The organism is Nonomuraea sp. NPDC049504, assembly GCF_040676845.1.
Lineage (GTDB): Bacteria > Actinomycetota > Actinomycetes > Streptosporangiales > Streptosporangiaceae > Nonomuraea > Nonomuraea salmonea.
On the sequence record NZ_JBFAPT010000010.1, the window covers coordinates 286,338 to 309,387 of the forward strand.

General features: G+C 72.9%; 24 protein-coding genes. 17 read left to right on the plus strand and 7 right to left on the minus strand.

Annotated features, from left to right (window positions below; genetic code table 11):
* Positions 1–18 precede the first annotated feature (18 nt).
* On the minus strand, positions 19–888 hold the full coding sequence (locus AB0K28_RS21300) for an alpha/beta hydrolase (protein ID WP_364372495.1): 870 nt from the start codon (positions 886–888) through the stop codon (positions 19–21).
* Positions 889–992: 104 nt separating this feature from the next.
* On the opposite strand from AB0K28_RS21300, the gene AB0K28_RS21305 reads away from it, so the two are divergent.
* Both AB0K28_RS21305 and AB0K28_RS21310 read left to right on the plus strand, forming a co-directional pair.
* Positions 993–1,925, plus strand: a complete 933-nt coding sequence (locus tag AB0K28_RS21305) for a squalene cyclase (protein ID WP_364372498.1) — start codon at positions 993–995, stop codon at positions 1,923–1,925.
* A 193-nt stretch (positions 1,926–2,118) separates the two neighbouring features.
* Positions 2,119–3,348: a phospholipase D-like domain-containing protein gene (locus AB0K28_RS21310; protein WP_364372501.1), complete on the plus strand. Its 1,230-nt coding sequence runs from the start codon at positions 2,119–2,121 to the stop codon at positions 3,346–3,348.
* A gap of 49 nt (positions 3,349–3,397) precedes the next feature.
* On the opposite strand, the gene AB0K28_RS21315 is transcribed toward AB0K28_RS21310, so the two are convergent.
* Positions 3,398–3,601: a hypothetical protein gene (locus tag AB0K28_RS21315; protein ID WP_345405826.1), complete on the minus strand. Its 204-nt coding sequence runs from the start codon at positions 3,599–3,601 to the stop codon at positions 3,398–3,400.
* 61 nt (positions 3,602–3,662) lie between these two features.
* Here AB0K28_RS21315 and AB0K28_RS21320 point away from each other — a divergent pair, with 61 nt between their 5' ends.
* Positions 3,663–4,817, plus strand: coding sequence for a DUF3500 domain-containing protein (locus tag AB0K28_RS21320; RefSeq protein ID WP_345405829.1), 1,155 nt, complete (start codon positions 3,663–3,665; stop codon positions 4,815–4,817).
* Between the two features lie 2 nt (positions 4,818–4,819).
* Here AB0K28_RS21320 and AB0K28_RS21325 read toward each other — a convergent pair whose 3' ends face one another.
* Positions 4,820–5,185, minus strand: a complete 366-nt coding sequence (locus AB0K28_RS21325) for an STAS domain-containing protein (RefSeq protein ID WP_364372504.1) — start codon at positions 5,183–5,185, stop codon at positions 4,820–4,822.
* A gap of 220 nt (positions 5,186–5,405) precedes the next feature.
* Between AB0K28_RS21325 and AB0K28_RS21330 the strand changes: the two genes are divergently transcribed.
* The 4 genes from AB0K28_RS21330 (at position 5,406) to AB0K28_RS21345 (ending at position 8,507) form a co-directional block, all read left to right on the plus strand.
* The gene (locus AB0K28_RS21330; RefSeq protein WP_345405835.1) at positions 5,406–5,723 is read left to right on the plus strand and encodes a winged helix-turn-helix domain-containing protein; all 318 of its coding nucleotides are present in this window, start codon (positions 5,406–5,408) and stop codon (positions 5,721–5,723) included.
* Between the two features lie 61 nt (positions 5,724–5,784).
* Positions 5,785–7,143: a serine hydrolase domain-containing protein gene (locus AB0K28_RS21335; RefSeq protein ID WP_364372508.1), complete on the plus strand. Its 1,359-nt coding sequence runs from the start codon at positions 5,785–5,787 to the stop codon at positions 7,141–7,143.
* Between the two features lie 15 nt (positions 7,144–7,158).
* Positions 7,159–7,950: a MerR family transcriptional regulator gene (locus AB0K28_RS21340; RefSeq protein WP_364372511.1), complete on the plus strand. Its 792-nt coding sequence runs from the start codon at positions 7,159–7,161 to the stop codon at positions 7,948–7,950.
* A 41-nt stretch (positions 7,951–7,991) separates the two neighbouring features.
* Entirely contained in the window at positions 7,992–8,507 is a 516-nt protein-coding gene (locus tag AB0K28_RS21345; protein WP_364372514.1) for an XdhC family protein, read from the plus strand.
* A gap of 20 nt (positions 8,508–8,527) precedes the next feature.
* Here the strand turns inward: AB0K28_RS21345 and AB0K28_RS21350 are convergent, their stop codons facing one another.
* Complete coding sequence (locus tag AB0K28_RS21350; protein ID WP_345405850.1) at positions 8,528–9,301, minus strand: SigB/SigF/SigG family RNA polymerase sigma factor; 774 nt, start codon at positions 9,299–9,301, stop codon at positions 8,528–8,530.
* 756 nt (positions 9,302–10,057) lie between these two features.
* On the opposite strand from AB0K28_RS21350, the gene AB0K28_RS21355 reads away from it, so the two are divergent.
* From AB0K28_RS21355 to AB0K28_RS21375, 5 genes are all read left to right on the plus strand, one after another.
* Positions 10,058–11,629, plus strand: a complete 1,572-nt coding sequence (locus AB0K28_RS21355) for an ATP-binding protein (RefSeq protein WP_364372518.1) — start codon at positions 10,058–10,060, stop codon at positions 11,627–11,629.
* Positions 11,630–11,725: 96 nt separating this feature from the next.
* The gene (locus AB0K28_RS21360; protein WP_345405856.1) at positions 11,726–12,160 is read left to right on the plus strand and encodes a roadblock/LC7 domain-containing protein; all 435 of its coding nucleotides are present in this window, start codon (positions 11,726–11,728) and stop codon (positions 12,158–12,160) included.
* 161 nt (positions 12,161–12,321) lie between these two features.
* Entirely contained in the window at positions 12,322–12,660 is a 339-nt protein-coding gene (locus AB0K28_RS21365; protein WP_345409843.1) for a DUF742 domain-containing protein, read from the plus strand.
* Positions 12,641–13,249: an ATP/GTP-binding protein gene (locus AB0K28_RS21370; RefSeq protein WP_345405859.1), complete on the plus strand. Its 609-nt coding sequence runs from the start codon at positions 12,641–12,643 to the stop codon at positions 13,247–13,249. The genes AB0K28_RS21365 and AB0K28_RS21370 overlap by 20 nt, the downstream gene beginning before the upstream one ends.
* Before the next feature lie 53 nt (positions 13,250–13,302).
* Entirely contained in the window at positions 13,303–14,556 is a 1,254-nt protein-coding gene (locus tag AB0K28_RS21375) for a cytochrome P450 (RefSeq protein WP_364372559.1), read from the plus strand.
* 36 nt (positions 14,557–14,592) lie between these two features.
* Here the strand turns inward: AB0K28_RS21375 and AB0K28_RS21380 are convergent, their stop codons facing one another.
* Positions 14,593–15,810 (minus strand): cytochrome P450, encoded by a 1,218-nt coding sequence (locus AB0K28_RS21380; protein WP_364372522.1) that lies wholly within the window; start codon positions 15,808–15,810, stop codon positions 14,593–14,595.
* Between the two features lie 88 nt (positions 15,811–15,898).
* Positions 15,899–18,373, minus strand: a complete 2,475-nt coding sequence (locus AB0K28_RS21385) for a tetratricopeptide repeat protein (protein WP_364372525.1) — start codon at positions 18,371–18,373, stop codon at positions 15,899–15,901.
* A 175-nt stretch (positions 18,374–18,548) separates the two neighbouring features.
* Between AB0K28_RS21385 and AB0K28_RS21390 the strand changes: the two genes are divergently transcribed.
* Positions 18,549–19,004 (plus strand): carboxymuconolactone decarboxylase family protein, encoded by a 456-nt coding sequence (locus AB0K28_RS21390; RefSeq protein ID WP_345405871.1) that lies wholly within the window; start codon positions 18,549–18,551, stop codon positions 19,002–19,004.
* A 52-nt stretch (positions 19,005–19,056) separates the two neighbouring features.
* Positions 19,057–19,503 carry a DUF1801 domain-containing protein gene (locus AB0K28_RS21395; protein ID WP_345405874.1) on the plus strand — a complete coding sequence of 149 codons (447 nt, stop codon included), beginning with the start codon at positions 19,057–19,059 and terminating at the stop codon, positions 19,501–19,503.
* An 82-nt stretch (positions 19,504–19,585) separates the two neighbouring features.
* Here the strand turns inward: AB0K28_RS21395 and AB0K28_RS21400 are convergent, their stop codons facing one another.
* Positions 19,586–20,089, minus strand: coding sequence for a helix-turn-helix domain-containing protein (locus tag AB0K28_RS21400; protein WP_364372529.1), 504 nt, complete (start codon positions 20,087–20,089; stop codon positions 19,586–19,588).
* Positions 20,090–20,223: 134 nt separating this feature from the next.
* On the opposite strand from AB0K28_RS21400, the gene AB0K28_RS21405 reads away from it, so the two are divergent.
* Genes AB0K28_RS21405 through AB0K28_RS21415 form a run of 3 tightly spaced genes read left to right on the plus strand, consistent with a single transcriptional unit; the run spans position 20,224 to position 22,974 of the window.
* Positions 20,224–21,117 carry a TIGR03564 family F420-dependent LLM class oxidoreductase gene (locus AB0K28_RS21405; protein WP_364372532.1) on the plus strand — a complete coding sequence of 298 codons (894 nt, stop codon included), beginning with the start codon at positions 20,224–20,226 and terminating at the stop codon, positions 21,115–21,117.
* A 29-nt stretch (positions 21,118–21,146) separates the two neighbouring features.
* The gene (locus AB0K28_RS21410; RefSeq protein ID WP_364372535.1) at positions 21,147–21,962 is read left to right on the plus strand and encodes a helix-turn-helix domain-containing protein; all 816 of its coding nucleotides are present in this window, start codon (positions 21,147–21,149) and stop codon (positions 21,960–21,962) included.
* Positions 21,963–22,008: 46 nt separating this feature from the next.
* Entirely contained in the window at positions 22,009–22,974 is a 966-nt protein-coding gene (locus AB0K28_RS21415; RefSeq protein ID WP_364372538.1) for an ATP-binding cassette domain-containing protein, read from the plus strand.
* Positions 22,975–23,050: the final 76 nt, after the last annotated feature.

Below are 23,050 nucleotides of genomic sequence, written 5' to 3' on the forward strand. Positions count from 1 at the left end.
CCCTGGGGCGGTCGGAGGTCAGGCGGAGTCGAGGACTTCGCGGAGTCGGACGGCGAAGGCGTCGGGCTGGCCGGCGTAGCCGAACTCGTCGTCCAGGAAGCCGCCGTGGTGGCTGGGGAAGACGGTGGCCTTCTGGCCCAGGACGGTGGCGAGGGCTTCGGCGGTGCGGGCGGTGAGGATGCCGGTCGACTCCTCGCCGACCGCGATCACCACGCGGGTGGGGGCGGCGAGGAGGGCGGCGGTGTCGGGGCGGTAGTCGCTGACCGCCCATGAGCGGTCCGACAGGAGCGGGTCGTCGCGGGAACCGTCGTCCTCCGTCGGCATGCCGTACGCGGCGGGGTCGGGGGCGGGCTGGGCGAAGTAGTCGTCGGTGAACTCGCCCTGCCACGACGTCAGCCCCATGAAGGCGGCCATGCCGGCGCCCCAGCCCTTGCTGTCGTACGCCTTCTTGACCCCGGCGCGGGCGCGCAGGGCGGCCTCGGCGTCGGGCAGCAGCGGCATGACCGGCGGCTCGTGCGCCACCAGGGTGTGCACGTCGCCGGGGTGGGCGGCCACCAGGGCCAGCGCGGTCACCGCGCCGCCGCTGCTGGCGAACATGTCCACCGGGCCGCCGACGGCCTCGATGATCGCGTGGACGTCGCCCGCCTGGGTCTCGGGGGTGTGGTCGTCGCGGCCGTCCCTGCGGACGCTGCGGCCGAGGCCGCGCGGGTCGTAGGTGATCACCGTACGGTCGGTGAAGCGCGCGGCCAGCGCCCTGAACCCACTGGCGTCCATCGGCTGGCCGATCATGAACAGCGGCCGATGCCCGCCCTCGGCCGGCGACGGGCCGTGGACGTCGTAGGCCAGATCGACGTCATTGGTCTTGAGCAGGTGTGTCCTCATGCCCATGGAGACCTCCGCTGTTCGAAGAACTCATCGGTGCCGGCCGGCCGACTTCATCCAGCGTACGGGATGCCGTTGATAGCGGTTCCCGCATGGCGTACGGTGCGGCGATGGACGTGATCAGCTGGTTGCTCGACTCCGACCCCGCCATTCGCTGGCAGGTGCTGCGCGACCTCACCGGCGCCGCGCCGGAAGAGGTCGCCGCCGAGCGGGAACGCGTGGCCACGGAAGGCTGGGGGGCCAGGCTGCTGGCCCTGCAGGGCGCCGGCGGGATGTGGGACGGCGGCGCCTGCTTCCCCAAGGACTACACCGGTGGCGAGCCGGGTCAGCCCTGGACGACGACCCTGCACACCCTGCAGACTCTGCAGATCTTCGGGCTCGACCCGGAGTCGCCGCAGGCCAGGCAGGCGGTCGCGCTGGTCGGCGAGCACGGCCGGTGGGAGCACGCCGGGCAGCGCTACTTCGACGGCGAGGTCGAGCCGTGCATCAACGGCAGGACGGTCGAGACCGGCGCCTACTTCGGGGTGGACGTCTCGGCGATCGTCGCCCGGCTGCTGGACGAGCACCTGGCGGACGGCGGCTGGAACTGCGAGGCGGAGAACGGCTCCGTGCGCTCGTCGTTCCACACCACGCTCGGCGTGCTGGACGGCCTGCTCGAGTACGAGCGCGCGACCGGCGCCGACGGGAAGGTGCGGGAGGCGCGGCGCGTGGGGGAGGAGTTCCTGCTGGAGCGCGGCCTGTTCCGGCGCAGGAGCACCGGCGAGGTGGCCGACCCGGCGTTCCTGGAGTTCGCCTTCCCCTACTACTGGCGGCACGACGTGCTGCGCGCGCTCGACTACTTCCGCCGGTCGGGGGCCGCGCAGGACCCCCGGATGGCGGAGGCCGTGGAGATCGTCGAGGCGAAGCGGCAGCCCGACGGCCGCTGGCCGCTCGACCGGGTGCACCCGGGACGTGTGCATTTCGCGTACGAGGAGGGCGTCGGGCGGCCGAGCCGCTGGAACACCCTGCGCGCGCTCCGGGTGCTCGCCTGGTGGCAGAGCTGAGGACCGCGCCCGCACAAAAGCGCCGCACGAAGGAGAAAGCGCCGCACGAAGGAGAAAGCGCCGCACGAAAAAGAAAGCGCCGCACGAAGGCGAAAGCGCGACACGAACGCCTCGCGTGAACGCGGTGCCGGCGGCGGCGTGCGCTGCTAGCGTCAGGAAGCGATCTTCATAGTCGCCGGGGAAAGGACAGCCGTTGTTCCGCCGCATCCTCGTCCTGCTCGCCACCGCCGCCACCCTCTTATCCCTGACGACCGCGCCCGCCCACGCGGCCGTCGCCACGGAAGCCGTCTTCAACGACCCGGTCAGCGCCCCTGCCGCCATCCAGGACCGGATCGTGCAGCTCATCCAGGGCGCCGACCCCGGCTCCACCATCCGCGTGTCGCTGTACTACGCCTCCGACGCCACCATCCCCAACGCCCTGATCGCGGCCAAGAACGCCGGCCGCAACGTCCAGGTCGTCTTCGACAAGAAGATGGCGGGCACGGCCATCCAGGCCGCGCTGGCGGGAGCGCTCGGCACCGACACCGGCCAGAGCTCGTGGGTGCTGGTGTGCCCGAGCGGCCGTGGCTGCATCGGCGACCGCCCGCTGTACGGGTCGGAGTCGCTGAACCACAACAAGTTCTTCCTGTTCTCCCGCACCGGCGGCACCGACAACGTCGTGGTGCAGTCGTCGGCCAACCTGCACACCGGCCGCGACGGCTTCAAGGGCTGGAACTCCGCGCTGGTGCTGGCCGGCAACGCCGGCATCTACAACGCCTACGCCGCCTACTTCACCGACCTGAAGAACCGCCGGGTCGACAACAACTACTACGACACCCGCACGCCGGTCACCTCGGGAGCCGCCAAGGTGCACTTCTACCCGCGCCAGGAGGGCAACGGCAGCCCCACCGACCCGGCCGAGGACACCCTGACCACGGTGCTCGACCACGTGACGTGCACCGGCAACAGCGAGGTCGGCACGGTGGACGGCACCCACCGCACGATCGTGCGGGTCGCGATGGGCATCTTCAGCCGTACGCACCTGGCGCAGAAGCTGCTCGCCCTCGACAGGGCGGGCTGCTACGTCGAGGTGGCGGTCAATTACAACAAGGACAGCGCCTCCGAGGTGTCCTCGATGAACGAGCTGGTCAAGACGACGGGCGCGTACAACGGGATCAACGTCCGCTATTACTGCACCGCCGACCCGATCTGGATCCACTCCAAGTACCTGCTCGTGGAGGGCAAGTACTACGGTGTGCCCGACCGGAAGATCGTCTGGACCGGCAGCCACAACTGGAGCTGGAACTCCCTGCGCCAGGCCGACGAGGCGCTGCTGCAGCTGGAGGACAACACGATCTTCGACCGGTTCCGGTCGAACTACTACGCCGTACGCGTCGGCAGCGGCATCCGCTCGGCCGGGAACGGCACCGCCGCCCGCTGCTGACCGGCGAGGCGGACGACGTCCACGAGCAGGTCGGGGGAGCAGTGGCCGGTCATCGCGCCGTCGGCGCCGCGGTCCGCGCGGCCTTCGCGTAGCAGGCGACGACGGCGTCATCGGTACGCGGCGTGTGCGGCGGGCTCGCCATCACCCCTGCCGCGCGCCGCGCCATGACCTCCCCTGCCGGCTCCCGCGTCGCCGCGAAGCCCGGCGCGGACATCCCGGCGACCACGACCGGCAGCGCCGTGCGGTCCAGCACGGTCGCCACCTTCCCATCGGATATCCATGTACCGATCATGCTTGATGACAGGATGGACGCGATGGAGACAGACAAGGACGCCGAACGCGAGCTGGTGTCGGAGATGGCGGCCGTCGCGGCCGAGTTGCTCGACGGGTTGCCCCAGGAGCTGGCCGCCCGGGCGATGCTGGCGCCGTTCGGTGACCAGGACGTGGAGGAGGAGCGCGTCCGCTGGTTCTACACCCCGACCGACCACGGCGGCGTGCCGCTGAACGAGCTGGACCCCCGGCGGCAGGGCCTGGTCATGCGGCTGCTCGCGACCGGTCTGAGCCGGCCCGCGTACGTCACGGCCTGCACCGTGATCGGCCTGGAGAACGTGCTCGACGCGGTGGAGGGCTGGGGCACCGACTGGGGCAGGGAGCGGGGCCGCGACCCCGGCCTGTACTGGGTGCGCGTCTTCGGCCGGCCGGGCGAGCGCCTGTGGGGCTGGCGGGTGGGCGGCCACCACCTGTCGGTGAACGTGCTGATCCACGACGGCACGATCGCCGCCGCGACCCCGTCGTTCGTGGGCGCGGACCCCGCCACGGCGCCGCTGCCCGGCGGCACGCTGCGCCCGCTCGGCGGTACGGAGGACCTCGCCCGCGACCTCATGACCTCCCTGGGCCGCGAGGAGCGGGCACGGGCCCTGCTGCACCCGCGCGCGATCTCCGACATCGTCTCGGGCAACCGCGCCCGCGTCCGCCCGGGCGACCGCATGATCCGCGTCCCCGAGCTGTTCCGCGGCCCGATGCGGGAGCCGCGACTGGCCGCGCAGGCCGCCAGGATCGACGAGACCGCCGAGCGCGGCACCGGCTACACCGAGGAGGACCACGCGGCGATGGCGCTCACCCGCGAGCCGCGCGGGCTGCCCGCCGCCGATCTGACCGCCGGTCAGCGCGAGGTGCTGCGCGCCCTGCTCGACGTCTACACCGGCCGCGCACCCGAGCCGGTGGCGGCGGCCTACCGGCGCCACTACCTCGCCGACGACCATCTCGACCAGGTGCACTTCGGCTGGGCGGGCGCCGTCGAGCCGGGGGAGCCGCACTACTACCGGCTGTCCGGGCCGCGCCTGCTCATCGAGTACGACAACACGCAGCGCGGCGCGAACCACGCGCACTCGGTGTGGCGAGACCCGGACGGCGACTTCGGGCTCGACGTGCTCGCCGCGCACCGGTCCGGCCGGCCGCACCGGCACTAGCGTCAGGACAGGCGGCGCAAGCGGCCGGTGGCCAGGGCCATGGCGGCCTCGTGCACGTCGGCGTGGATGTCGAGGACGTCCCACACCCCGGTGAGCTGCAGCATCCGGGCGGGCAGGTCCTGCACGGCGGCCAGGTGCAGGGTCCCGCCCTCCTGACGCACGTCGGCGTCCACCCGCAGCAGCACGTGCAGGCCCGTGCTGTCCATGAAGGTCAGCCCGTCCAGGTCGAGGATGAGCGGCCGGCCGGGCATGCGCTCGCGGCCGACGAACGACTCCAGGTGGTCGGCGTTGGTGGCGTCCAGCTCGCCGGACACGGCGATGAGCACGCCGAAGGTCGAGGGCCGGCGGTGGACGGCGAGAGGAGACACCTCGGTCTCGCGAGCGGTGTTCAGCGGACCGGGAAACGAGCGTGAGCGGCGAACACGGAAGGGGACCTCCAGGAGAACACGGCGCTGACGCGGCGGCTGCCGCCTCTGTCTATGACGCTACGGCCGAACCTGGTTACAGGAAAGGCTTTTCGTCATAAGATCTTTGCCACAAGGGTTCTCGTACCGCCCCCACCCAGGCGGAGAGGTCGCAGGAGAGGCATTGAGCGCCGCGGACAACCGGCCGTCCACCTGGACGTTCCTCACCCACCACGCCCGCGTGCTGGTGGAGATCTCCCGCGACCCCGAGCTGCGGCTCAGGGACATCGCCGAGCGGATCGGCATCACCGAGCGCGCCGTCCAGAACATCGTCTCCGACCTCTACGAGGCCGGCTACGTGCAGCGCGAGCGCATCGGCCGGCGCAACCACTACCGGCTCAACCTGGAGCAGCACTTCCGTTATCCGACCGAGGCCGGCCTGCCCGTCCGCCTGCTCATCGACATCCTCATGGATCACGACCTGAGCGAACCCGAGGGTTGACCCTGACCCTGCGTCAACCCTGCACCATGGTCGCCACCACGACCACGATCAGGGGGACGCCATGGGATTCGATCACGCGTACTGGCAGGACCGGCTCGACACGCTGCGCGCCCGCCACCACGTGCCGGGCGCGACGCTCGCCGTGCTGGCCGGCGGCGAGCTGCACGAGCTGGCGAGCGGCGTGCTGCACCGGGGGACCGGCGTGGCGGCGACCGCCGACTCGGTGTTCCAGGCCGGCTCCATCGCGAAGGTCTACACCGCGACGCTGGTGCTGCAGCTCGCCGACGCCGGGCTGCTGGGCCTGGACACGAGGGTGGCCGACGTGCTGCCCGGCTTCGCCGTCGCCGACCCTGACGTCACGCGCGGCGTGACGATCGGGCAGCTGCTCACCCACACCAGCGGCATCGCCGGCGACTTCACGCTCGACACCGGCCGCGGCGACGACTGCCTCGCCCGTTACGTGGCGGCCTGCGCGGAGGCGGGCCAGGACTGCCCGCCCGGCACCGTCATCTCCTACAGCAGCACCGGGTACGCCCTCCTCGGCCGCGTCGTCGAGGTGCTCACCGGCCGGACCTGGGACGCGGCGCTGCGCGAGCGGGTGCTGGAGCCGCTCGGCCTGGAGCACACGATGACGCTGCCGGAGGAGGCGCTGCGCTTCCGTACCGCGATGAGCCATCTCGGCGAGCCGGGCGCGTGGCCGGAGCCCGCGCCGGTGTGGGACCTGCTGCCCCGCTCGGCGGGGCCGTCGGGGCGCGTCCTCGCCACCGCCGGCGACCTCGTCCGGTTCGCGCGGGCCCACCTCGACGGCGGTACGCCCGTGCTGTCGGCCGGATCCGCCGCCCTCATGCGCAGCCGGGCCGTCGAGTGCCTGGACACGTGGTCGTTCATGGCCGGCGCCTGGGGGCACGGGTGGGCGCTGTACGACTGGGACGGCGTCACCGGCTTCGGCCACGACGGGGCGGCGCTCGGCCAGTTCTCCTACCTGCGGGTGGTGCCTGGCAGCGGGGTCGCCGCCGCGCTGCTGACGAACGGGGGCCGGGCGGGCGAGCTGTTCGCCGGCCTGTTCCAGGAGCTGCTCGGCGAGCTGGCGGGAGTGCGGATGCCCGGCCTGTTCGCGCCCGATCCGCGCCCGGCCGAGATCGAGGTGGGGCCGCTGACCGGCACGTACGAGCGGGCCGGCGTGCGCATCACGATCATCGAGCGGGACGGACGGCCGCGCGTGCGCTGGCAGCTCACCGGCGGCAACGCCGGCTTCGCCGCGCCGATCGAGGCCGACCTGGTGCCGGTGTCGGACACCGTGCTCGCCATGCCGGGGCTCGGGCCGGTCGCCGTGCCGTGGCTGCCGCTGGTGTTCGGCACGCTGCCCGACGGCACCCCGTACGTCTACACCGGCATGCGGGCGGCCCGCAAAGTCGGGTGATGGGAGACTGGCCGGATGCTGACCATCGGTGAGCTGGCCTCGTACGCGGGGGTGACCGTGCGGGCCGTGCGCCACTACCACGCCAAGGGCCTGCTGCCGGAGCCGCGCCGCGACCGCTCCGGCTACCGCAGGTACGACGCCGCCGCCGTGGTCGAGCTGATCAGGATCAGGACGCTGGCCGAGGCGGGGGTGCCGCTGGCCCGCGTACGCGAGCTGCTGCGGGCCGGCGACGAGGAGTTCGCCGCGGCGGTCGCCGACATCGACCGGCGGCTGCGTGCCGAGATCAGGCAGCGGCAGCGGCACCGCGAGCGGATCGCCCGGCTCGCGGCGGGCGACAGCCTGGCGCTGCCGGCCGGCGTGGTGGCCGTCCTCGACCGGTTGCGGGCGCTCGGCGTGGACGAGCGGATCGTGCGGGTCGAGCGCGACGGCTGGATCCTGCTGGCCGCGCACTCACCGGAACGGGTCGAGCGGTGGACGGCGCGCAAGCGCGAGCAGCTCGCCGATCCCCGGCTCATCGGCTTCTACCTCGCCCTGGGCCAGGCGCTCGATCACACCGGCGACGATCCCCGGCTGGTCGCGGTGGCCGACGAGCTGGCCGGCTTCATCGCGGAGCTGGCCGGCGAGCAGGGGGCCGAGCATCTCGGCGAGGGCGGGCTCGAACCGCAGCTCGTCCATCTGATGGACACGCTGGCCTTCGACGCGGCGCCGCCCGCCCGCCGGCTGATCGAGCTGTTGAAACGGCGCGGCTGGACCGGCTGGACCCGGCTGGAACGCGTGCACCCACCCGGAGACGACACCCCGGGCTGAGCGGCCTCCCCTGGCCGCGTGCCTCGTGTCAGACTGCCGGTATGACGCACATCCACGACGAGGACCCGGCCTGCGACGTCGCCCACGGCGCGAGCCCCGCTGAGGAGGCCGGCCGGACACTGGTCGCCGTCTTCGCCTCCCCCGTGGCCGGGCATCTGCTGCGGTTCGGGGACGAGCTGGGCTTCCGTACGGTGCTCTTCGAGCCCGACCCGGGGCGGCATCCCGGCGACCGTCCCGCGGTGGCCCGGCTGGACGACGTCATCAACGCCACCTGCGACGTCGTGCTCACCGACCACCACCGCGACGAGATCGGGCCTGTCCTGCGCGACCTGCTCAAGTCCCCGGCCCGGTGGATCGGGATCATGGGCAGCCCGCGCCACGAGGGCCCGCACGTACGGGCGCTGACCGAGCTGGGCGTGGCGCCGGAGGAGATCGCCAGGGTGCACAGGCCGATCGGGCTCAACATCGGCTCGCGCACCCCTCCCGAGATCGCCCTGGCGACCGTGGCGGGGCTGATCGCCGACCGCAACGGCCGCCCTGGTGGCTTCACCTTCTGACTTCTGGTCGCCGGCGGCGCTCACTCCGACAGGGCCGTGCGCAGCTGGGTCAGCACGGCCCGCAGGATGCGGGAGACGTGCATCTGGGAGATGCCGAACTCCTTGGCGATCTCCGACTGCGTCATGTTGCCGTAGAAGCGCATGAGCAGGATGTTCTTCTCGCGGGCCGGCAGGGCGTCGATGAGCGGCTTGACCGCGTGCTTGTCGAGCAGGGTGTTGAGCGACTCGTCCTGCGCGGGCAGGAAGTCGCTCAGCTCGGCCGCGTCGTCGTCGCCGCTGTTGACGGGGGCGTCCAGGGAGAGCGTGCTGTACGCGGTGGAGGCCTCCAGGGCGAGCAGGACGTCCTCCTCCGAGATGCCCATCTTCGCGGCCAGGTCGGCCACGGTCGGGGAGTGGCCGAGGGTCTGGGTCAGCTCGGCGGTCGCCTTGTTGAGCTCGATGCGCCGCTCCTGGTAGACGCGCGGCACCCTGATCGCCCACGTACGGTCGCGGAAGTGGCGCTTGACCTCGCCCATCATCGTGATCATGGCGTAGCCCCTGAACTCGTGGCCGAGCTCGGGGTCGTAACCGTTGACGGCCTTCATCAGGCCCACGTACGCGGCCTGGCGCAGGTCCTCCATCGGCTCACCGCGGTAGCGGTAGCGGCGGGTGACCTCGTTGACCAGTCCCTCGTGCATCTCCACCAGGCGCTCGCGAATGCGGACGGCGTGCAGTTCGGAGATCTGGGGGTCGGCCAGCTCGGTGAGGAGCTCTTCGGCGGTGAACTGCTCGAGTGCGGGGTTCAGGACGGGCATCTGCTGCTCCAGAAGGTGCGGCGGCCTCGCCTGAGAACACAAAAAGCCCAGGCAGAGGCACGCTTAGTTCGCGTGTGACGAAGCCCTCTGCTGGACTTCGAGATCAAGGATGCCCGCAAATCCCTCGCCCATCACCCAAAAATGGTAACGAAAAGGTCACGACTAGGTCTCCGTCAAGACTCGGCCAGGTGGGAGCGGGTGGGCGGCCCGCGCCGGCGGGAGTGGGAGGCGGAGGGCTCGGGTGGATGCCGGGGTGCGAGGGCGCGGGCGGGCATGCGGCGGCCCCGGCGTAGGGAGGGGGTTCGGCGCCGCCCCCTTCCCGTGCGTGAGCAGAGGGGCGGCGCCGCACGGTGTTGTTCCCTGAAGCACCAAGGCTCACACCAGCCACGCCCGCTTATTGACAAGATTTTCGCCAAGAAGTAAATGATCTTGGGAGAAATGCCCGGAATATCCGGAATAGCAATCCTCCAAGAGCCCTCCGCGAGGAAGGCGAAAGAAATTCATAAACGCCACCGGAGGGCGTACGGAATGGCGATGAATGTGAATGACATTCAACGATGACGCATTCCCTGGGATTGGCGTTGAAGAAATGCCGTTAAGGGGTCCACGCCATTTGCAGGGATGCTACGGTTTGTACCTGATCCCGTGCGGACAGTACCGCGCGGCACATCCCGGACAAAAACTTGCCGTCCCCCGCATCGGCAGGTTGATGCGCCTGCGGTGCCTGGCCGTCAACACCCCACGAGGACCTGATTGATGTCAGTACACGCCTCCAAACGCCCGCGGTTCCAGACCTCGCCCATGGGGCGGGCCCTGCTGTACTTTCTCGCGGCGGCGCTCATTTCCAGCACCGCCTGCGGCTGGCTCATCACCCGGATCCCCGCGGAAGGCAAGACGCTCGTGGGAGTGGGCAGCGGCGGCGCCGTCGCGCTGTTCTCGATCGCCGTCGCGGTCGCCGCCTATTGCTCGACGACCGCACGCGAGTCGCGCGACCGGCTGCGCCGTACCGACGCCGCCACGAGCCTGCTGCAGGAGGAGCTGAAACGCCTGACGCACGAGATCCTGCCCGCGCTCGGCCACCGCATCAGGAACGGCGCCACCGTGCCAGGGGTGCTCGCCGAGATGGGCCAGCCGTCCCACCCGGCCACCCAGGCGCTGGTGCAGTCGCTGGCGCAGACCGTGGAGGGAGAGCGGCAGCGGCGGGCCGCCGCCGTGGCCGCGTGCACGGCCATGGAGGCCGAGCTGGGCAGGCTGGCGGACGAGCAGCTGCCCGCCCTGCTCGCCCGGCTGCACGCGGGCAAGGGCGTGGGCGAGCCGGCGCTGCCCGACGAGCTGCAGCCCAGCCAGAAGGCCGTGCAGCGGCTGTGGGAGGAGATCGCCCGCGAGCTGGAGGACGGCAACCGCCAGGGCGCCGCCGCGATGGCGTCCTGCGCCGAGGCCGCCGCCCGCATCCAGGCCCAGGTGACCGGCCTGCTGGGCCGGCTGCGCGAGCTGGAGGACGAGTACGGCGAGCACGAGGCCGTCTTCGCCCACCTGCTGGAGATGGACCACCGCATCTCCCAGATGGGCCGCCTGGCCGACAACATCGCGCTGCTGAGCGGCGGCCGTTCCGGGCGCCGCTGGACCAAGCCCATCCCCATGGAGAGCGTGCTGCGCGGCGCGGCCGGCCGCATCGGCGCCTTCCGCCGCGTCCAGCTCCACTCCACCAGCACCGCCGCCCTCGTCGGCTACGCCGCCGAGGGCGTCATCCACGCGCTCGCCGAGCTGATCGACAACGCCGCCAAGTTCTCGCCGCCCGGCACCGCCGTGCACGTGTACGTCGAGGAGGAGGACGCCGGCGTGGTGGTCACCATCGAGGACAGCGGCCTCGGCATGCGCACCCGCGAGCGCCGCCTGGCCGAGAGCCTGATCAGCCGCCCCCTCGACCTGGCCACGCTGTCGGGCACCCGGCTCGGCCTCGCCGTGGTGGGCCGCCTGGCCGGCAAATACGGGCTCACGGTCAGCTTCCGCCCGTCGGCCAGGGGCGGCATCGGCGTGGTGGTCCTGATCGCCCGCCAGCTCGTCGTCTACCCGCCGGTCGACGACGACGCGCCGGGCCGCCTCGACCCGCGCGCCGAAGAACCCGTGCCGGCCCGGCACGCCGCGCCGCCGCCCGGCGAGGGGCCGGACGCGTACCTGCCGAAGAGGCCGCGCGGCGGCACCCTCGCCACCGCGCAGCCGCTGCCCGCCCAGCCGCCGGCACGGCTACGCGACCCGCAGGCCGCCGCCGACCGGCTGGCCGCCTTCCGCAGGCAGCGGACGTCCCCGGCGGATGACGACCTGACGTGACGACCCGCCGTACCGGGCCCACCACCCTCACCTCTTCCCCGCAGCCGCGATCACCGATGGGAGGCAAGGGGCACGCCCGCGAGCCCCGCCGTACCGATGAGCTCCAGAGATTCCTTGAGTGCCGCCGAGCACGACCTCGGCTGGTTCCTGGGCGACCTGCGTGACAACACCCCAGGGATCAGGCATGTGCTGGTGCTGTCGCGCGACGGGCTGGCGATGTCCGGCGCGCCCGGCCTCCATCCCGACCAGGCCGACCAGCTCGCCGCCATCGCCGCCGGCATCCAGAGCCTCGGGCTGGCCGCCTCCGGCGAGTTCGGCGACCGCAGCGGGTTCGGGCAGGCGCTGCTGGAGTTCGGCGGCGGCATGCTCGTGGTCGTGCCGGCCGGTGAGGGGGCGCACCTCGCCGTGGTGGCGAGCGACGACGCCGACGTCGGCGTCGTCGCGCACAACATGAACGAGGTGGTCGAGCAGATCGGCCGGCTGCTCACCGCGCCGCCGCGCGAGCCCGCGCACAAGGGCGGTCACGCATGACCGAACGCCGCCCGCCCGGCCCCGACGGCCCTGGCCCGTACCGGCCGGGCGAGCCGGGCCCCGAGGGCCCTGCTCCGTACCGGCCGGGGGAGCCGGGGCCCGACGCCCCCGTCCCGAGGCAGCGCCGCGCACCGGGCGCAGCCGCCGGGCGCGGGCGCGCGCTGGACAAGGAGATCCCCGACCGGCTCTACACCATCACCGGAGGCCGCGCGCACGCGGGAACCGACGCGTTCGACACGGTCACCCTCATCGTCGCCGAAGGCGATCCCCGGCCCGGGATGCAGTCGGAGCACGTTCGGATCCTGCGCATGGCACGGCGGCCGGTGGCCGTGGTGGAGATCTCCGCCCGGCTCGCCCTGCCGGTCAGCGTGGTGAAGATCCTGCTGTGCGACCTGCTGGACAGCGGCCGCATCACCGCCCGGCACCCGGTCGCGGCGCGGGCCTCGGCCCCCGACATCGCAACCCTGGAGCAGGTGCTCATTGGACTCCGCAACCTTTGACGAGCCGGGCACGTCGCTGCCGGCCACCGCGTCCGACGCGTTCAAGATCGTGATCGTCGGCGGGTTCGGCGTGGGCAAGACCACCATGGTCGGCGCCGTGAGCGAGATCAGGCCGCTCAGCACCGAGGAGATCATGACGCAGGCCGCGGCCGGCATCGACGACGTCAGCCGGGTCACCGGCAAGCGCTCCACCACGGTGGCCTTCGACTTCGGCCGCATCACGCTCGACGCGCACCGGGTGCTCTACCTGTTCGGCGCGCCCGGTCAGCAGCGGTTCTGGTTCCTGTGGGACCAGCTGTTCAGCGGCAGCCTGGGCGCGGTCGTGCTGGCCGACACCCGCCGGCTGGAGGACTCGTGGTACTCCATCGACCGGCTCGAAGCCCACCGCGCGCCGTTCGTGGTGGCCGTCAACCGGTTCGGGCCAGGACCAGGGCTCGACCGCATCCGCGACGCGCTGACGCTGCCCGCCGAGGTGCCGCTGCTCGACTGCGACGCCCGCGACCGCGAATCGTGCAAGAACGTCCTGATCACCCTCGTCCGGCACCTGCTGTGCCTGCATGCCCCATCGCCGAGAAAGAGCACGCCGTGACCGACCTTTCCCCGCCCGAGCATTACCCGTCCACCGGCCACAGCGCCGACCCGGTGCTCGCCGCCGGCTACCCCGAGCACGCCGACGCCGTGCGGCTGTACGGGCCGGCCATCGCCGAGGACCCCGGCACGCTCTACCAGCAGCTGCGCCGGCAGGGCAGCGTCGTGCCGGTGCTGCTCGACGGCGACCTGCCGGCCTGGTTCGTGCTGGGCTACCGGGAGGTGCACCACATCACGGCCAACCCGCAGTGGTTCGGCCGCGACTGCCGCCGCTGGAACATCTACGACCGGCTCCCCGCCGACTGGCCGCTGATGCCGTACGTCGGCTGGACCCCCTCGGTCATGTACGCGGAAGGCGGCGAGCATCAGCGGCGGGCCGGCGCCATCGGCGACGCGCTCGACGCGGTCAACCGCATCGACCTGATCGCCACCTGCGAGCAGGTCGCCGACCGGCTCATCGACGCCTTCGCCGGCGACGGCCGCGCCGACCTGATCACCCAGTACGCCTACCAGATCCCCGCCCGCATCGTGGCCCGCCTGTACGGCCTGCCCGACGGCGACATCTCCGCGCTCGTGCAGGACGTCTTCGACTCCCTCGACGTCGGCGACAACGCCGTCACCGCCCACCAGCGCCTGCACGCCAGGATGGCGCAGCTCGTGGCGGACAGGCACGCCCGCCCAGGCCCCGACGTGCCGTCGGTGTTGCTCGCCCACCCGGCCCGGCTGTCGGACGACGAGATCGTCATCGACCTGCTCGTGATGATGGCCGCCGCGCAGGCGCCCACCAGCAACTGGATCGGCAACACGCTGCGGCTGATGCTGGTCGACGACGAGTTCTCGGTCACGCTGCAGGGCGGGCGCAGCAGCGCCGCGCAGGCGCTCAACGAGGTGCTGTGGAAGGACACCCCCACCCAGAACTTCATCGGCCGCTGGGCGGTGCAGGACTGCAACCTCGGCGGGCGCCGCATCCGTAAGGGCGACCTGCTGGTGCTGGGCTTTTCGGCGGCCAACACCGACCCGAACGTGCAGCCGGGCACCCACGGCGACTCCAGCACCAACCGGGCGCACATGTCGTTCGGGCACGGCGAGCACGGCTGCCCGTTCCCGGCGCCGGAGCTGGCCGAGATCATCGCGCGGACGGCCGTGGAGGTGCTGCTGGACCGGCTGCCCGACGTGACGCTGGCGGTGGCGGCCAAGGACCTGCGGTGGCGGCCGTCGTTGTGGATGCGCGGCCTGTTCGGGCTGCCGGTGGTGTTCACGCCGACGTTGCCGCTGGTGCCGGTGGCGGCCGGGCGGCGCGGCGCGTAGCACCGCCCGGTGTCGCGTGATCCGGCGCCGCTCCCGTCAGGCGGCGGGGGTGAAGCGGACCCGCAGCGAGGCCGGGCCGCGGGTGAAGACGCCCTGCTCGCCCGGCTCGGAGTCGCCGGCGAGCCGCAGGTCGGGCATGGCGTCGAGAAGCTGGTTCGCCGCCACCTCGACCTCGGTCTTGGCCAGCAGCGCGCCCACGCAGAAGTGCCTTCCTAAGGCGAACGCCAGGTGCGTGGCGGCGGCCGAGAACGCGGTCGACTCGTCCAGCTCGCGGCGGAAGATGTCGAACGCGTCGGGGTCGGCGTAGTGCTCCTCGTCCCGGTTGGCGGCGCCGATCAGGCACGTCACCGTGCTGCCCGCGGGCACCACCCCGCCGCTCAGCTTCACGTCCTGGGCCGGCTGCCGCATGATCATGTGGACCGGCGGCGAGTGACGCAGCGTCTCGGCGAACGCCCGTGCGATCAGGCTCCGGTCGCGCCGCACCGCCTCGAGCTGGTCGGGATGGCGCAGCAACTGCGCGAACAGGCTGGCGATGCCCTTGTCGGTGGTCTCGCCGCCGGCGGTCAGCAGCAGGCTGCAGAACGCCTTGATGTCCTCGTCGCTCATCCTGGTGCCGTCGATCTCCGCCCGGCACAGCGTGGACAGCAGGTCGTCGCCCAGCTGGGAGCGCCGCTGCCGGACGAGGGGGATCATGTACGCGGCGAACTCCTCACGGGTGCGCAGCCCCCGCTCGGTGACGCCGGGGTCCTGGCTGAGGTTGCCGAGGAAGGCGATGATCGAGGTGTACCAGGCGTGGAAGCGGTCGTGATCGGCCTTGTCCAGGCCGAGCATGTCGACGATGACGCTGACGGGGAAGCGGGTGGCGAACTGCGCCACCAGGTCCGCCTCGCCCGCGTGCCGGAAGCCGTCGATGAGCTCGCGCGCGTTGCGCTCGATGACCGGCAGGAACGTGCGGCGCAGCTCGGCGCCGCGGAACGCGGGCACCACCAGAGCCCGGCGCACCGCGTGCTCGCGGCCGCTCATCTGCAGGAACGTGCGCCCGTGTACGGGCTCCAGCTGCCAGTCGTAGTTGGCGGTGGTGAACACCTCGTCCTTGAAGGCACGCTCGACGTCCTCGTACCTCGAGATGATGTAGCTCCGCATCCCTTCGTGCCACAGCAGTGGCGCCTCGTTCCGCAGGACGCGGTAGGCGGAGTACGGGTCGGCCATGAACTCCGGGGAGAGGATGTCGGGCGTGTTGACAGGCGCGGTCATGACGCTCCCTCGCTACGCGATCGGTACCGGCAGGGCCGCCCTTTACCCTAAGTCGCGGCTTCCGTACGGTACAGATCCCCGGCGTGACTCAGGCGCCGAGTTCGAGGTCCTGCCTGATCGCCTCACCCGCCGCGCGATGCTCGGCCGCGGCGGCCGGGTCGCTGTCCGCCAGCACCGCCGCGAGGCCCTCGTGGGCCAGCGCCTCCTTGTGCCGGTGGCCCATCCGCGCGGCCAGGTCGAGCGCCTGGCGGTGCAGCCGCAGCGCCTCGCCGGGCAGCCCGGCCTGCCGGCAGGTCTCGCCGTACCCGTCGAGGAAGTGCACCTTCCACTGCTCCTCGAACAGCTCGTCCAGCAGCGCGAACGCCTGCCGGTGGCTGGCCAGCGCCTCCTCGTGGCGTCCCATGCGGCGCAGCGCGACGCCCAGGCAGTTGAGGCACCACGCCTCGTTGTGCCGGTGACCGTCGCCACGGGCCAGGTCGAGCGCGCGGCGCAGGTGCTCGGCGGCCTCGTCGGGCCGCTCGTCGGCCAGCGCCATGCCGAGCGTGATGAGCGCGGTCAGCCCGGCCGGCCAGGCGGGGTCGTCGTGGGCGACCGCCAGCACCTCGCGGGCCCGCCTCGCGGCCTCCTCGCGGTGGCCGAGCTGGAGCATCGCCCACGCCTCGTACGCGGTCGCGTGCGCCGCGCCCTCCGCGCAGCCGGCCCGCTCGTACAGCTCGCAGGCCTGCCCGAACAGCGTGAGCGGCGGGTCGCCCCTGCCGTCCTCCCAGCTCAGGTAGCCGCGGCGCATGAGCAGGTCGGCCTGGGAGCGCAGGTCGCCCGCCTGGGCCACCAGGGGCGCCGCCGCCTCGTACGCGGCCGCCGCCTCGGCCATCCGGCCCGCGTTGTAGCGGGCGAAGCCCAGGTCGCTGTGCGCCTCGGCGAGCTGCACCGGATCGCCCAGCCGCTCCGCGGCCGGCACCGCCCGCTCGAACAGCAGGTTGAGATGGGTCGTGCCGCAGCGGCGGGCGAAGAACGCGCGCATGAAGCGCGGCAGTTCGCAGGCGTGGGCGTCGGCGCCGGTGGCGATCGCCAGCTCGAAGGCACCCATCAGGTTGGGGTACTCGGTGGTGAACCAGGCGAGCGCGGCGTGCTTGCCGGTGAAGCGGGGCAGCGCGGCCGGGTGCGGGCCCGCGGTGGCGGGGCGGCTGCCGGAGGCGTACGGCATGGCCGCGTCGGCGGCGGCGGCCGCGTGCACGTAGTAGTCGAGCAGCCGGCGCAGCGCCTGCTGCCGGTCGGCGGGGGAGTCCTGCTCCTCGCAGGCCCTTCGCGCGTGCTGGTGCACCAGGTCGTGCAGGGTGTAGCGGCCGGCCGCCGGCTGCTGGACGAGGTGGGCGTCCAGGAGGTCCTCCAGCATCGTGCGGGCCTCGCGCAGCGGGAGGCCGGACAGCGCGGCGGCCACGTACTCGTCGAAGGACGACCCGGACAGCAGGCCGAGCAGCCGGAACAGCCGGCGCTGCGCCCGGTCGAGCTGGCGTACGGACATCGCGAGCGCGGTGTCGAACTCGCTGCCTCCCTCCGCCAGGCGTTCGGCCAGCACTCCCACCGTCCAGCCTGGACGGTGCCGCAGCCGCGCGCCGGCCAGCCGCAGCGCCAGCGGCAGGTGCCCGCACATGCGCAGCACCTCGGCCGCCGACTCGGGGTCGCGCGCCAGCCGCCCGCCGGGGCCGGCCGGGTCGCCGCTGGCACGGGCCAGCAGCTCTGCGCTCTCCTCGGGCGTCAGCACGCCGAGCGAGACCGGCGGCACCTCCTCCAGGCCCAGCAGCCGGTTGCGGCTGGTGACCAGCGCGACGGACGGGCCCGCGCCCGGCAGCAGCGGGCGTACCTGTTCGGCGTCGGCGGCGTTGTCGAGCACCACGACCGCGCGCAGCCCGGCCAGCTCGGCCCGCCAGCAGGCGGCCAGCGGCTCGATGCCGCCCTCCTGCGGGATCTTCTCCGAGGCGACGCCGAGCGCGGACAGCAGCGTGCGCAGCGCGGGGTCGGGGCCGAGCGGCTCGCGGCCCTCGGTGAAGCCGTGCAGGTCGATGTAGAGCTGCGCGTCCGGATAGCCGGCGGCGAGCTGATGCGCGGCGTGCACCGCGAGGCAGGTCTTGCCGACGCCCGCCATGCCGTCGATGGAGACCACCCGGCCGTCCTCCACGGCGGCGAGCACGGCGGCCAGTTGCTCCTGCCGTCCGGTGAAGTCGGGCACGTCGCGCGGCAGGTCGTTGCGCGGCGGCTGCGGGGCGCCGGCGGGGGGTGCGGGCGGCTGCACCTGGCGGGTGGCCTTCGGCGGGGCGGGCAGCGGGCTGGTGGCGCGTTCCCACAGCGGCCGGAGCTGGCGCGGGTCGCGCTTGACCAGCCGGCACAGCTCCACCACGGCGGGCCACGGCGGCACCGACTGGCCGGCGAGGTAGCGCGACAGCGACGAGGAGCTGAGCCCGGTGTCGCGGGCGAGCGCGCGCACGCCCCGCTTGGACAGCTCCTGGATGAGCCGCAGCCGGGCGGCCAGCTCGTCCCTGGGGTCCGCCGTCGTCCGCTGATGCACCGTATGGCCGCCTTTCTGTCCCATCGCGCGGCAAATCTAGCGGAACGGATCTCCGCAGGCCAACGCCGCCGGGGCTGTCCCACGGTGTCCCACGGGCATCGTGCCGGGACGCCGGTACGGCTGTGATGGAGTCATCGCCCCGGCCGACCGGGCCGGCAACCGGAAAGGAACCATCATGCAGCCCCGAATGAAGAACCCCGCCTTCGTCCTCCCCGGCGCGACCGACGGCATCCAGGCGCTGTTCAAGGCCGTGCACTCCGGCGGTGTCGACGCGACCACGCTGGAGCTGGTGCACCTGCGGGCCAGCCAGATCAACGGGTGCAGCGCCTGCGTCGACGCCGGTGCGAAGACCGCCCGCAAGGCCGGCGTGGACGAGGACCGGCTGGCCACGGTCGCCGCCTGGCGGGAGGCGCCGTACTTCACCGACGAGGAGCGGGCCGCGCTCGCGCTGGCCGAGGCCGCCACGCGGCTGGCCGACCGGGCCGACGCGGTGAGCGACGAGGTCTGGGACCGCGCCGCCACCTACTTCGACGAGCAGCAGCTCGCCGCGATCATCCTGATGGTCGGCGTCACCAACCTGTTCAACCGGCTCAACGCGAGCACCCGCCAGATCGCGGGCGCGTGGGGCTGAGCCTCCATACTGTCCCTCACTTCTCAAAATCGTTCAGAAAGGACCCATCACCATGGCCACCAAGAGCACCACGAGCTACGAAGGCTTCACCGAGGAAGAGCGCGCCGCGATGAAGGAGCACGCGCAGGAGCTGAAGAAGACGGCGCGGCGCGGCTCCAAGGCCAAGGCCGACGGCGAGGCCGACGTGCTCGCCAAGATCGCCGAGTTCCCCGACGGCGACAGGGAGCTGGCCGAGCGCATCCACGCCATCGTCAAGGAGAACGCGCCGCACCTGACCTCCAAGCTCTGGTACGGCCAGCCCGCCTACGCCAGGGACGGCAAGGTCGTCTGCTTCTTCCAGCCCTCGTCGAAGTTCAAGACCCGCTACTCGACCCTCGGCTTCAACGACGCCGCGACCCTCGACGACGGCGTCATGTGGCCCTCGGCCTACGCGCTGACGGGGCTCGACGCCGGCACCGAGGAGCGGATCGCCGAGCTCATCCGGCGCGCGGCCGGCTGACCGCCCCGCGAGCGGCCCGGCTCGTGCGGAGCCGGGCGCCGCTCCGCCGGCGGCATCTCAAGGGCTTCCGGCCGGTGGGCGGCTACGGCTCCTGGGGAGCCGTGGCCCGCAGGCCGTCGAGGACGACCGTGGTGAGGGGGTCGTCGAAGCGCGAGGCGGGGCGGCAGACGGTGGCGTACAGCACTTCCACGGCCTGCTCGGGGGTGAGGTCGCGGCGCACCGAGCCCTCCTGCTGCGCCCGCCCGGCGATCTGCGCCAGCAGCTCGCTGACCTCGTCCCAGAGCTGCGCGCAGGACGGCGGCACCGGCGCCGACCCGGCGAGCGACGCGATCAGCGTCAGCGGCTGCCAGGCGCAGTAGTTCATCACGTCGAGCAGCAGCGCCCAGTACGTCTCCGGCCGCTCCTCCAGCCGGCCACGGATGTGCGTCCGCAGCCCTTCCAGCGTGATCTCCGCCAGCTCCTCCACCATGGCCCGGCGGTCGGGGAAATGGCGGTAGAGGGTGCCGACGCCCAGGCCGGCGGTCTGGGCGATCTCCTCCATCGAGACGCCGGGCCCGCGCTCGGTGAACAGTTCGAGCGCCGTCATCAGGATACGCTCGCGGTTGCGCCGGGCATCGGCCCGCATCATCCGTCCATCCCCTTAACGTGAATCCTGGATTCAGGTTAGTGTACCGTGCAAGAGCGGAACCGGAATCTCCCCTTCACGTTAGGAACGCCACCATGAAACTGGGCATCGCGCTCGCGACCGGAAGCGCGGACCTGGACACCCTGATGGAGCAGGTGGGCGCCGCCCGCAGGGCCGGGTTCGAAAGCGCCTTCTTCAACCAATATGCCTCGCTCGACGCGATCAGCGTGGCCGCCCTCGCCGGACGGCTGAACCCCGGCATGGAGGTCGGCACCGCCGTCTCCATCACCTACGCCAGGCACCCGTACGCGATGGCCGAGCAGGCCCTCGCCGCGAACGCCATCAGCGGCGGCACCTTCACCCTCGGCCTGGGCCCGAGCCACAAGCATCTCGTGGAGGCCATGTACGGGGTGCCGTACGAGCGCCCGGCCGTCCACGTCCGCGAATACCTCACCGCCCTGCGCCCGCTGCTGCGCGGCGAGCCCGTCGACTTCCAGGGCGAGACGCTGTCGGTCACCGGCCAGATCCCCGCACCCGGCGCCGAGCCCCCGCCCGTGCTGATCTCCGCGCTCGGCCCCGTGATGCTGCGCGTCGCCGGCGAGCTGGCGGACGGCACGATCCTCACCTGGGTGGGCGCTCCGCTCATCGGCGACTACATCGTGCCCCGCATCACCGCCGCCGCCGAGGCGGCCGGCCGGCCCGCGCCGCGCGTGGTCGCCTCCGCCATGGTCTGCATCACCTCCGACCCCGACCGGGTGCGCGGCGAGCTCCAGGCGCAGATGGGCTTCACCGGCGACTTCGCCGCCTACCGCGCCGTGCTCGACCGGCAGGGCCTGTCGGGCGTGCACGAGCTGCTCATCGCCGGGGACGAGAGCGACGTGGAGAAGGGCGTCGAGAGGTTCGCGTCGGCCGGCGCCACCGACCTGGCGATCATCCCGATGGGCACCCCGGAGGAGCAGGCCCGCACCTTCTCGTTCTTCAGCCGCTGACCCCGTCCGCGCGGACGTAGGCTCGCCTCATGGCAGCACCCGGCGTCCGCCGGCACGGCACCTGGGAGGTGGCCGCCCCGGCCCGCGCGATCCCCGGCGTCCTGATGGCGGGCTTCCGCGACCTGGCCGGCGGGACGTTCGAGGAGCGCGTACCACCAGGTCCCGCCGTCGCGATCGTGATCGACTGCACCGACGGCAGCCTCGCACCCCTGGCCGGCACGGTCGAGGGCGGCATCGTCACGGGCCTGGCGCCGGCGCCGGCCCGCATCGCCGGGCGCGGCGTCGACTGCGTCGAGCTGCAGGTGGACCTCGCGGTCGCGCCCGCCCTGCTCGGGGTGCCGCCGGCCGAGCTCAACGGCGCGCCGCTCGACCTCGCCGACGTGTGGGGCCCCGAGGCGGCCCTGCTGCGGGCGCGGCTCATCGAGACCCGCTCGTGGGACGAACGCTTCGCGCTGGTCGGCGCGGCGCTCGCCCGGCGCGACCGGACGACGGCCCGTCTCGACCCCGAGGTGGCCGACGCCTGGCGGCGCATCAAGGCCGGGCACGGGCAGGTGCCGATCGGCGCGCTGCCCGCCCGCTACGGGTGGAGCCGCACCCGGTTCTGGAGCCGGTTCAAGGCGCAGATCGGCGTGCCGCCGAAGCGGGCGGCGATGATCGTCCGCTTCGACCGGGCACTGCGCGGGCTCGCCACCGCGCGCGGCGTCGCCGAGGTCGCCGCCGAGCTCGGCTACACCGACCAGTCCCACCTGCACCGCGACGTGCTCGCCTTCACCGGCCGCACCCCCGGCGCGATCGCCGCCGACCCGCTCTGGTCGGTCGACGGCACCGCCTACACGATCGCCTGAACATTCGTGCAAGACGGCCGCACCGCCGCCCGGCCACGCTGCCGTCATGACATCACCGGCGATCCAGGCCAGGGGCCTGGTCAAGAGATTCGGCGCGCACCGGGCGGTGGACGGCATCGACCTGGAGGTGCCGGCGGCGAGCGTGTACGCCGTGCTCGGCCCGAACGGCGCGGGCAAGACGACCACGATCAAGATGATCGCGACGCTCATCAGGCCCGACGGCGGCACCGCCCGCGTGCTCGGCCACGACGTCGTCACCGAGGCGGCCAGGGTCAGGGAACGGCTCGCGCTCACCGGCCAGTTCGCCTCCCTCGACGAGGACCTGACGGGGCTGGAGAACCTCACCCTGCTCGCCCGCCTGCGCGGCCACCGGGGCAAAGCGGCGAGGAGCCGCGCCGCCGGCCTGCTGGACGCCTTCGACCTGGGAGCCGCGGCCAGGAAGGAGGTCAAGACGTACTCCGGCGGGATGCGGCGCCGCCTCGACATCGCCGCCTCCCTCATCGTCCGTCCCGGCCTGCTGCTGCTCGACGAGCCGACCACCGGCCTCGACCCGCGCGGCAGGGGCCAGGTCTGGCAGTGCGTCAGGGCACTCGCCGACGCCGGCACCACCGTGCTGCTGACCACGCAGTACCTCGAGGAGGCCGACCGGCTCGCCGACCGCATCGCCGTCGTGGACCACGGCCGCGTCATCGCCGAGGGCACCAGCGGCCGGCTCAAGGCGCTGGCCGGGTCGGGCGCGCTGCGGGTGCGGGTCGCCGACCCCGCCGACCGCGCGCCGGTCGCCGGCCTGCTCGGCGGGCTGCTGGGGGCCGTACCCGTGCTGGAGGCCGATCCGGTCGCGCTGACGCTGCGGGTGCAGCGGCCGGACGCCGTCGCGCCCGCGCTCGCCGCCGTCACCGAGCGGGGCTACGCCGTCGGCGGGTACGCGCTCGCCCAGCCGAGCCTGGACGAGGTCTTCCTCGCCCTCACCGGCAGGGCGGCGGACCGGCCCGTTCCCGAGGAGGCGGCGTGATGGGCGGCGGGCGCCTGCGTTCGTCCGCAGGCCGCGGGATGAGCGCCGCCGGGCAGGACGCGCGCCTGGTTGCGGC

Bases quoted from the DNA above. Each gene is read 5' to 3' on its own strand.
- AB0K28_RS21335 (WP_364372508.1), top strand. From the start codon at position 5,785: ATGGGATTCGATCACGCGTACTGGCAGGACCGGCTCGACACGCTGCGC.
- AB0K28_RS21340 (WP_364372511.1), top strand. From the start codon at position 7,159: ATGCTGACCATCGGTGAGCTGGCCTCGTACGCGGGGGTGACCGTGCGG.
- AB0K28_RS21390 (WP_345405871.1), top strand. From the start codon at position 18,549: ATGCAGCCCCGAATGAAGAACCCCGCCTTCGTCCTCCCCGGCGCGACC.
- AB0K28_RS21410 (WP_364372535.1), top strand. From the start codon at position 21,147: ATGGCAGCACCCGGCGTCCGCCGGCACGGCACCTGGGAGGTGGCCGCC.
- AB0K28_RS21395 (WP_345405874.1), top strand. From the start codon at position 19,057: ATGGCCACCAAGAGCACCACGAGCTACGAAGGCTTCACCGAGGAAGAG.
- AB0K28_RS21345 (WP_364372514.1), top strand. From the start codon at position 7,992: ATGACGCACATCCACGACGAGGACCCGGCCTGCGACGTCGCCCACGGC.
- AB0K28_RS21405 (WP_364372532.1), top strand. From the start codon at position 20,224: ATGAAACTGGGCATCGCGCTCGCGACCGGAAGCGCGGACCTGGACACC.
- AB0K28_RS21355 (WP_364372518.1), top strand. From the start codon at position 10,058: ATGTCAGTACACGCCTCCAAACGCCCGCGGTTCCAGACCTCGCCCATG.
- AB0K28_RS21380 (WP_364372522.1), bottom strand. From the start codon at position 15,810: ATGACCGCGCCTGTCAACACGCCCGACATCCTCTCCCCGGAGTTCATG.
- AB0K28_RS21350 (WP_345405850.1), bottom strand. From the start codon at position 9,301: ATGCCCGTCCTGAACCCCGCACTCGAGCAGTTCACCGCCGAAGAGCTC.
- AB0K28_RS21360 (WP_345405856.1), top strand. From the start codon at position 11,726: ATGAGCTCCAGAGATTCCTTGAGTGCCGCCGAGCACGACCTCGGCTGG.
- AB0K28_RS21300 (WP_364372495.1), bottom strand. From the start codon at position 888: ATGGGCATGAGGACACACCTGCTCAAGACCAATGACGTCGATCTGGCC.
- AB0K28_RS21305 (WP_364372498.1), top strand. From the start codon at position 993: ATGGACGTGATCAGCTGGTTGCTCGACTCCGACCCCGCCATTCGCTGG.
- AB0K28_RS21415 (WP_364372538.1), top strand. From the start codon at position 22,009: ATGACATCACCGGCGATCCAGGCCAGGGGCCTGGTCAAGAGATTCGGC.
- AB0K28_RS21320 (WP_345405829.1), top strand. From the start codon at position 3,663: ATGGAGACAGACAAGGACGCCGAACGCGAGCTGGTGTCGGAGATGGCG.
- AB0K28_RS21400 (WP_364372529.1), bottom strand. From the start codon at position 20,089: ATGACGGCGCTCGAACTGTTCACCGAGCGCGGGCCCGGCGTCTCGATG.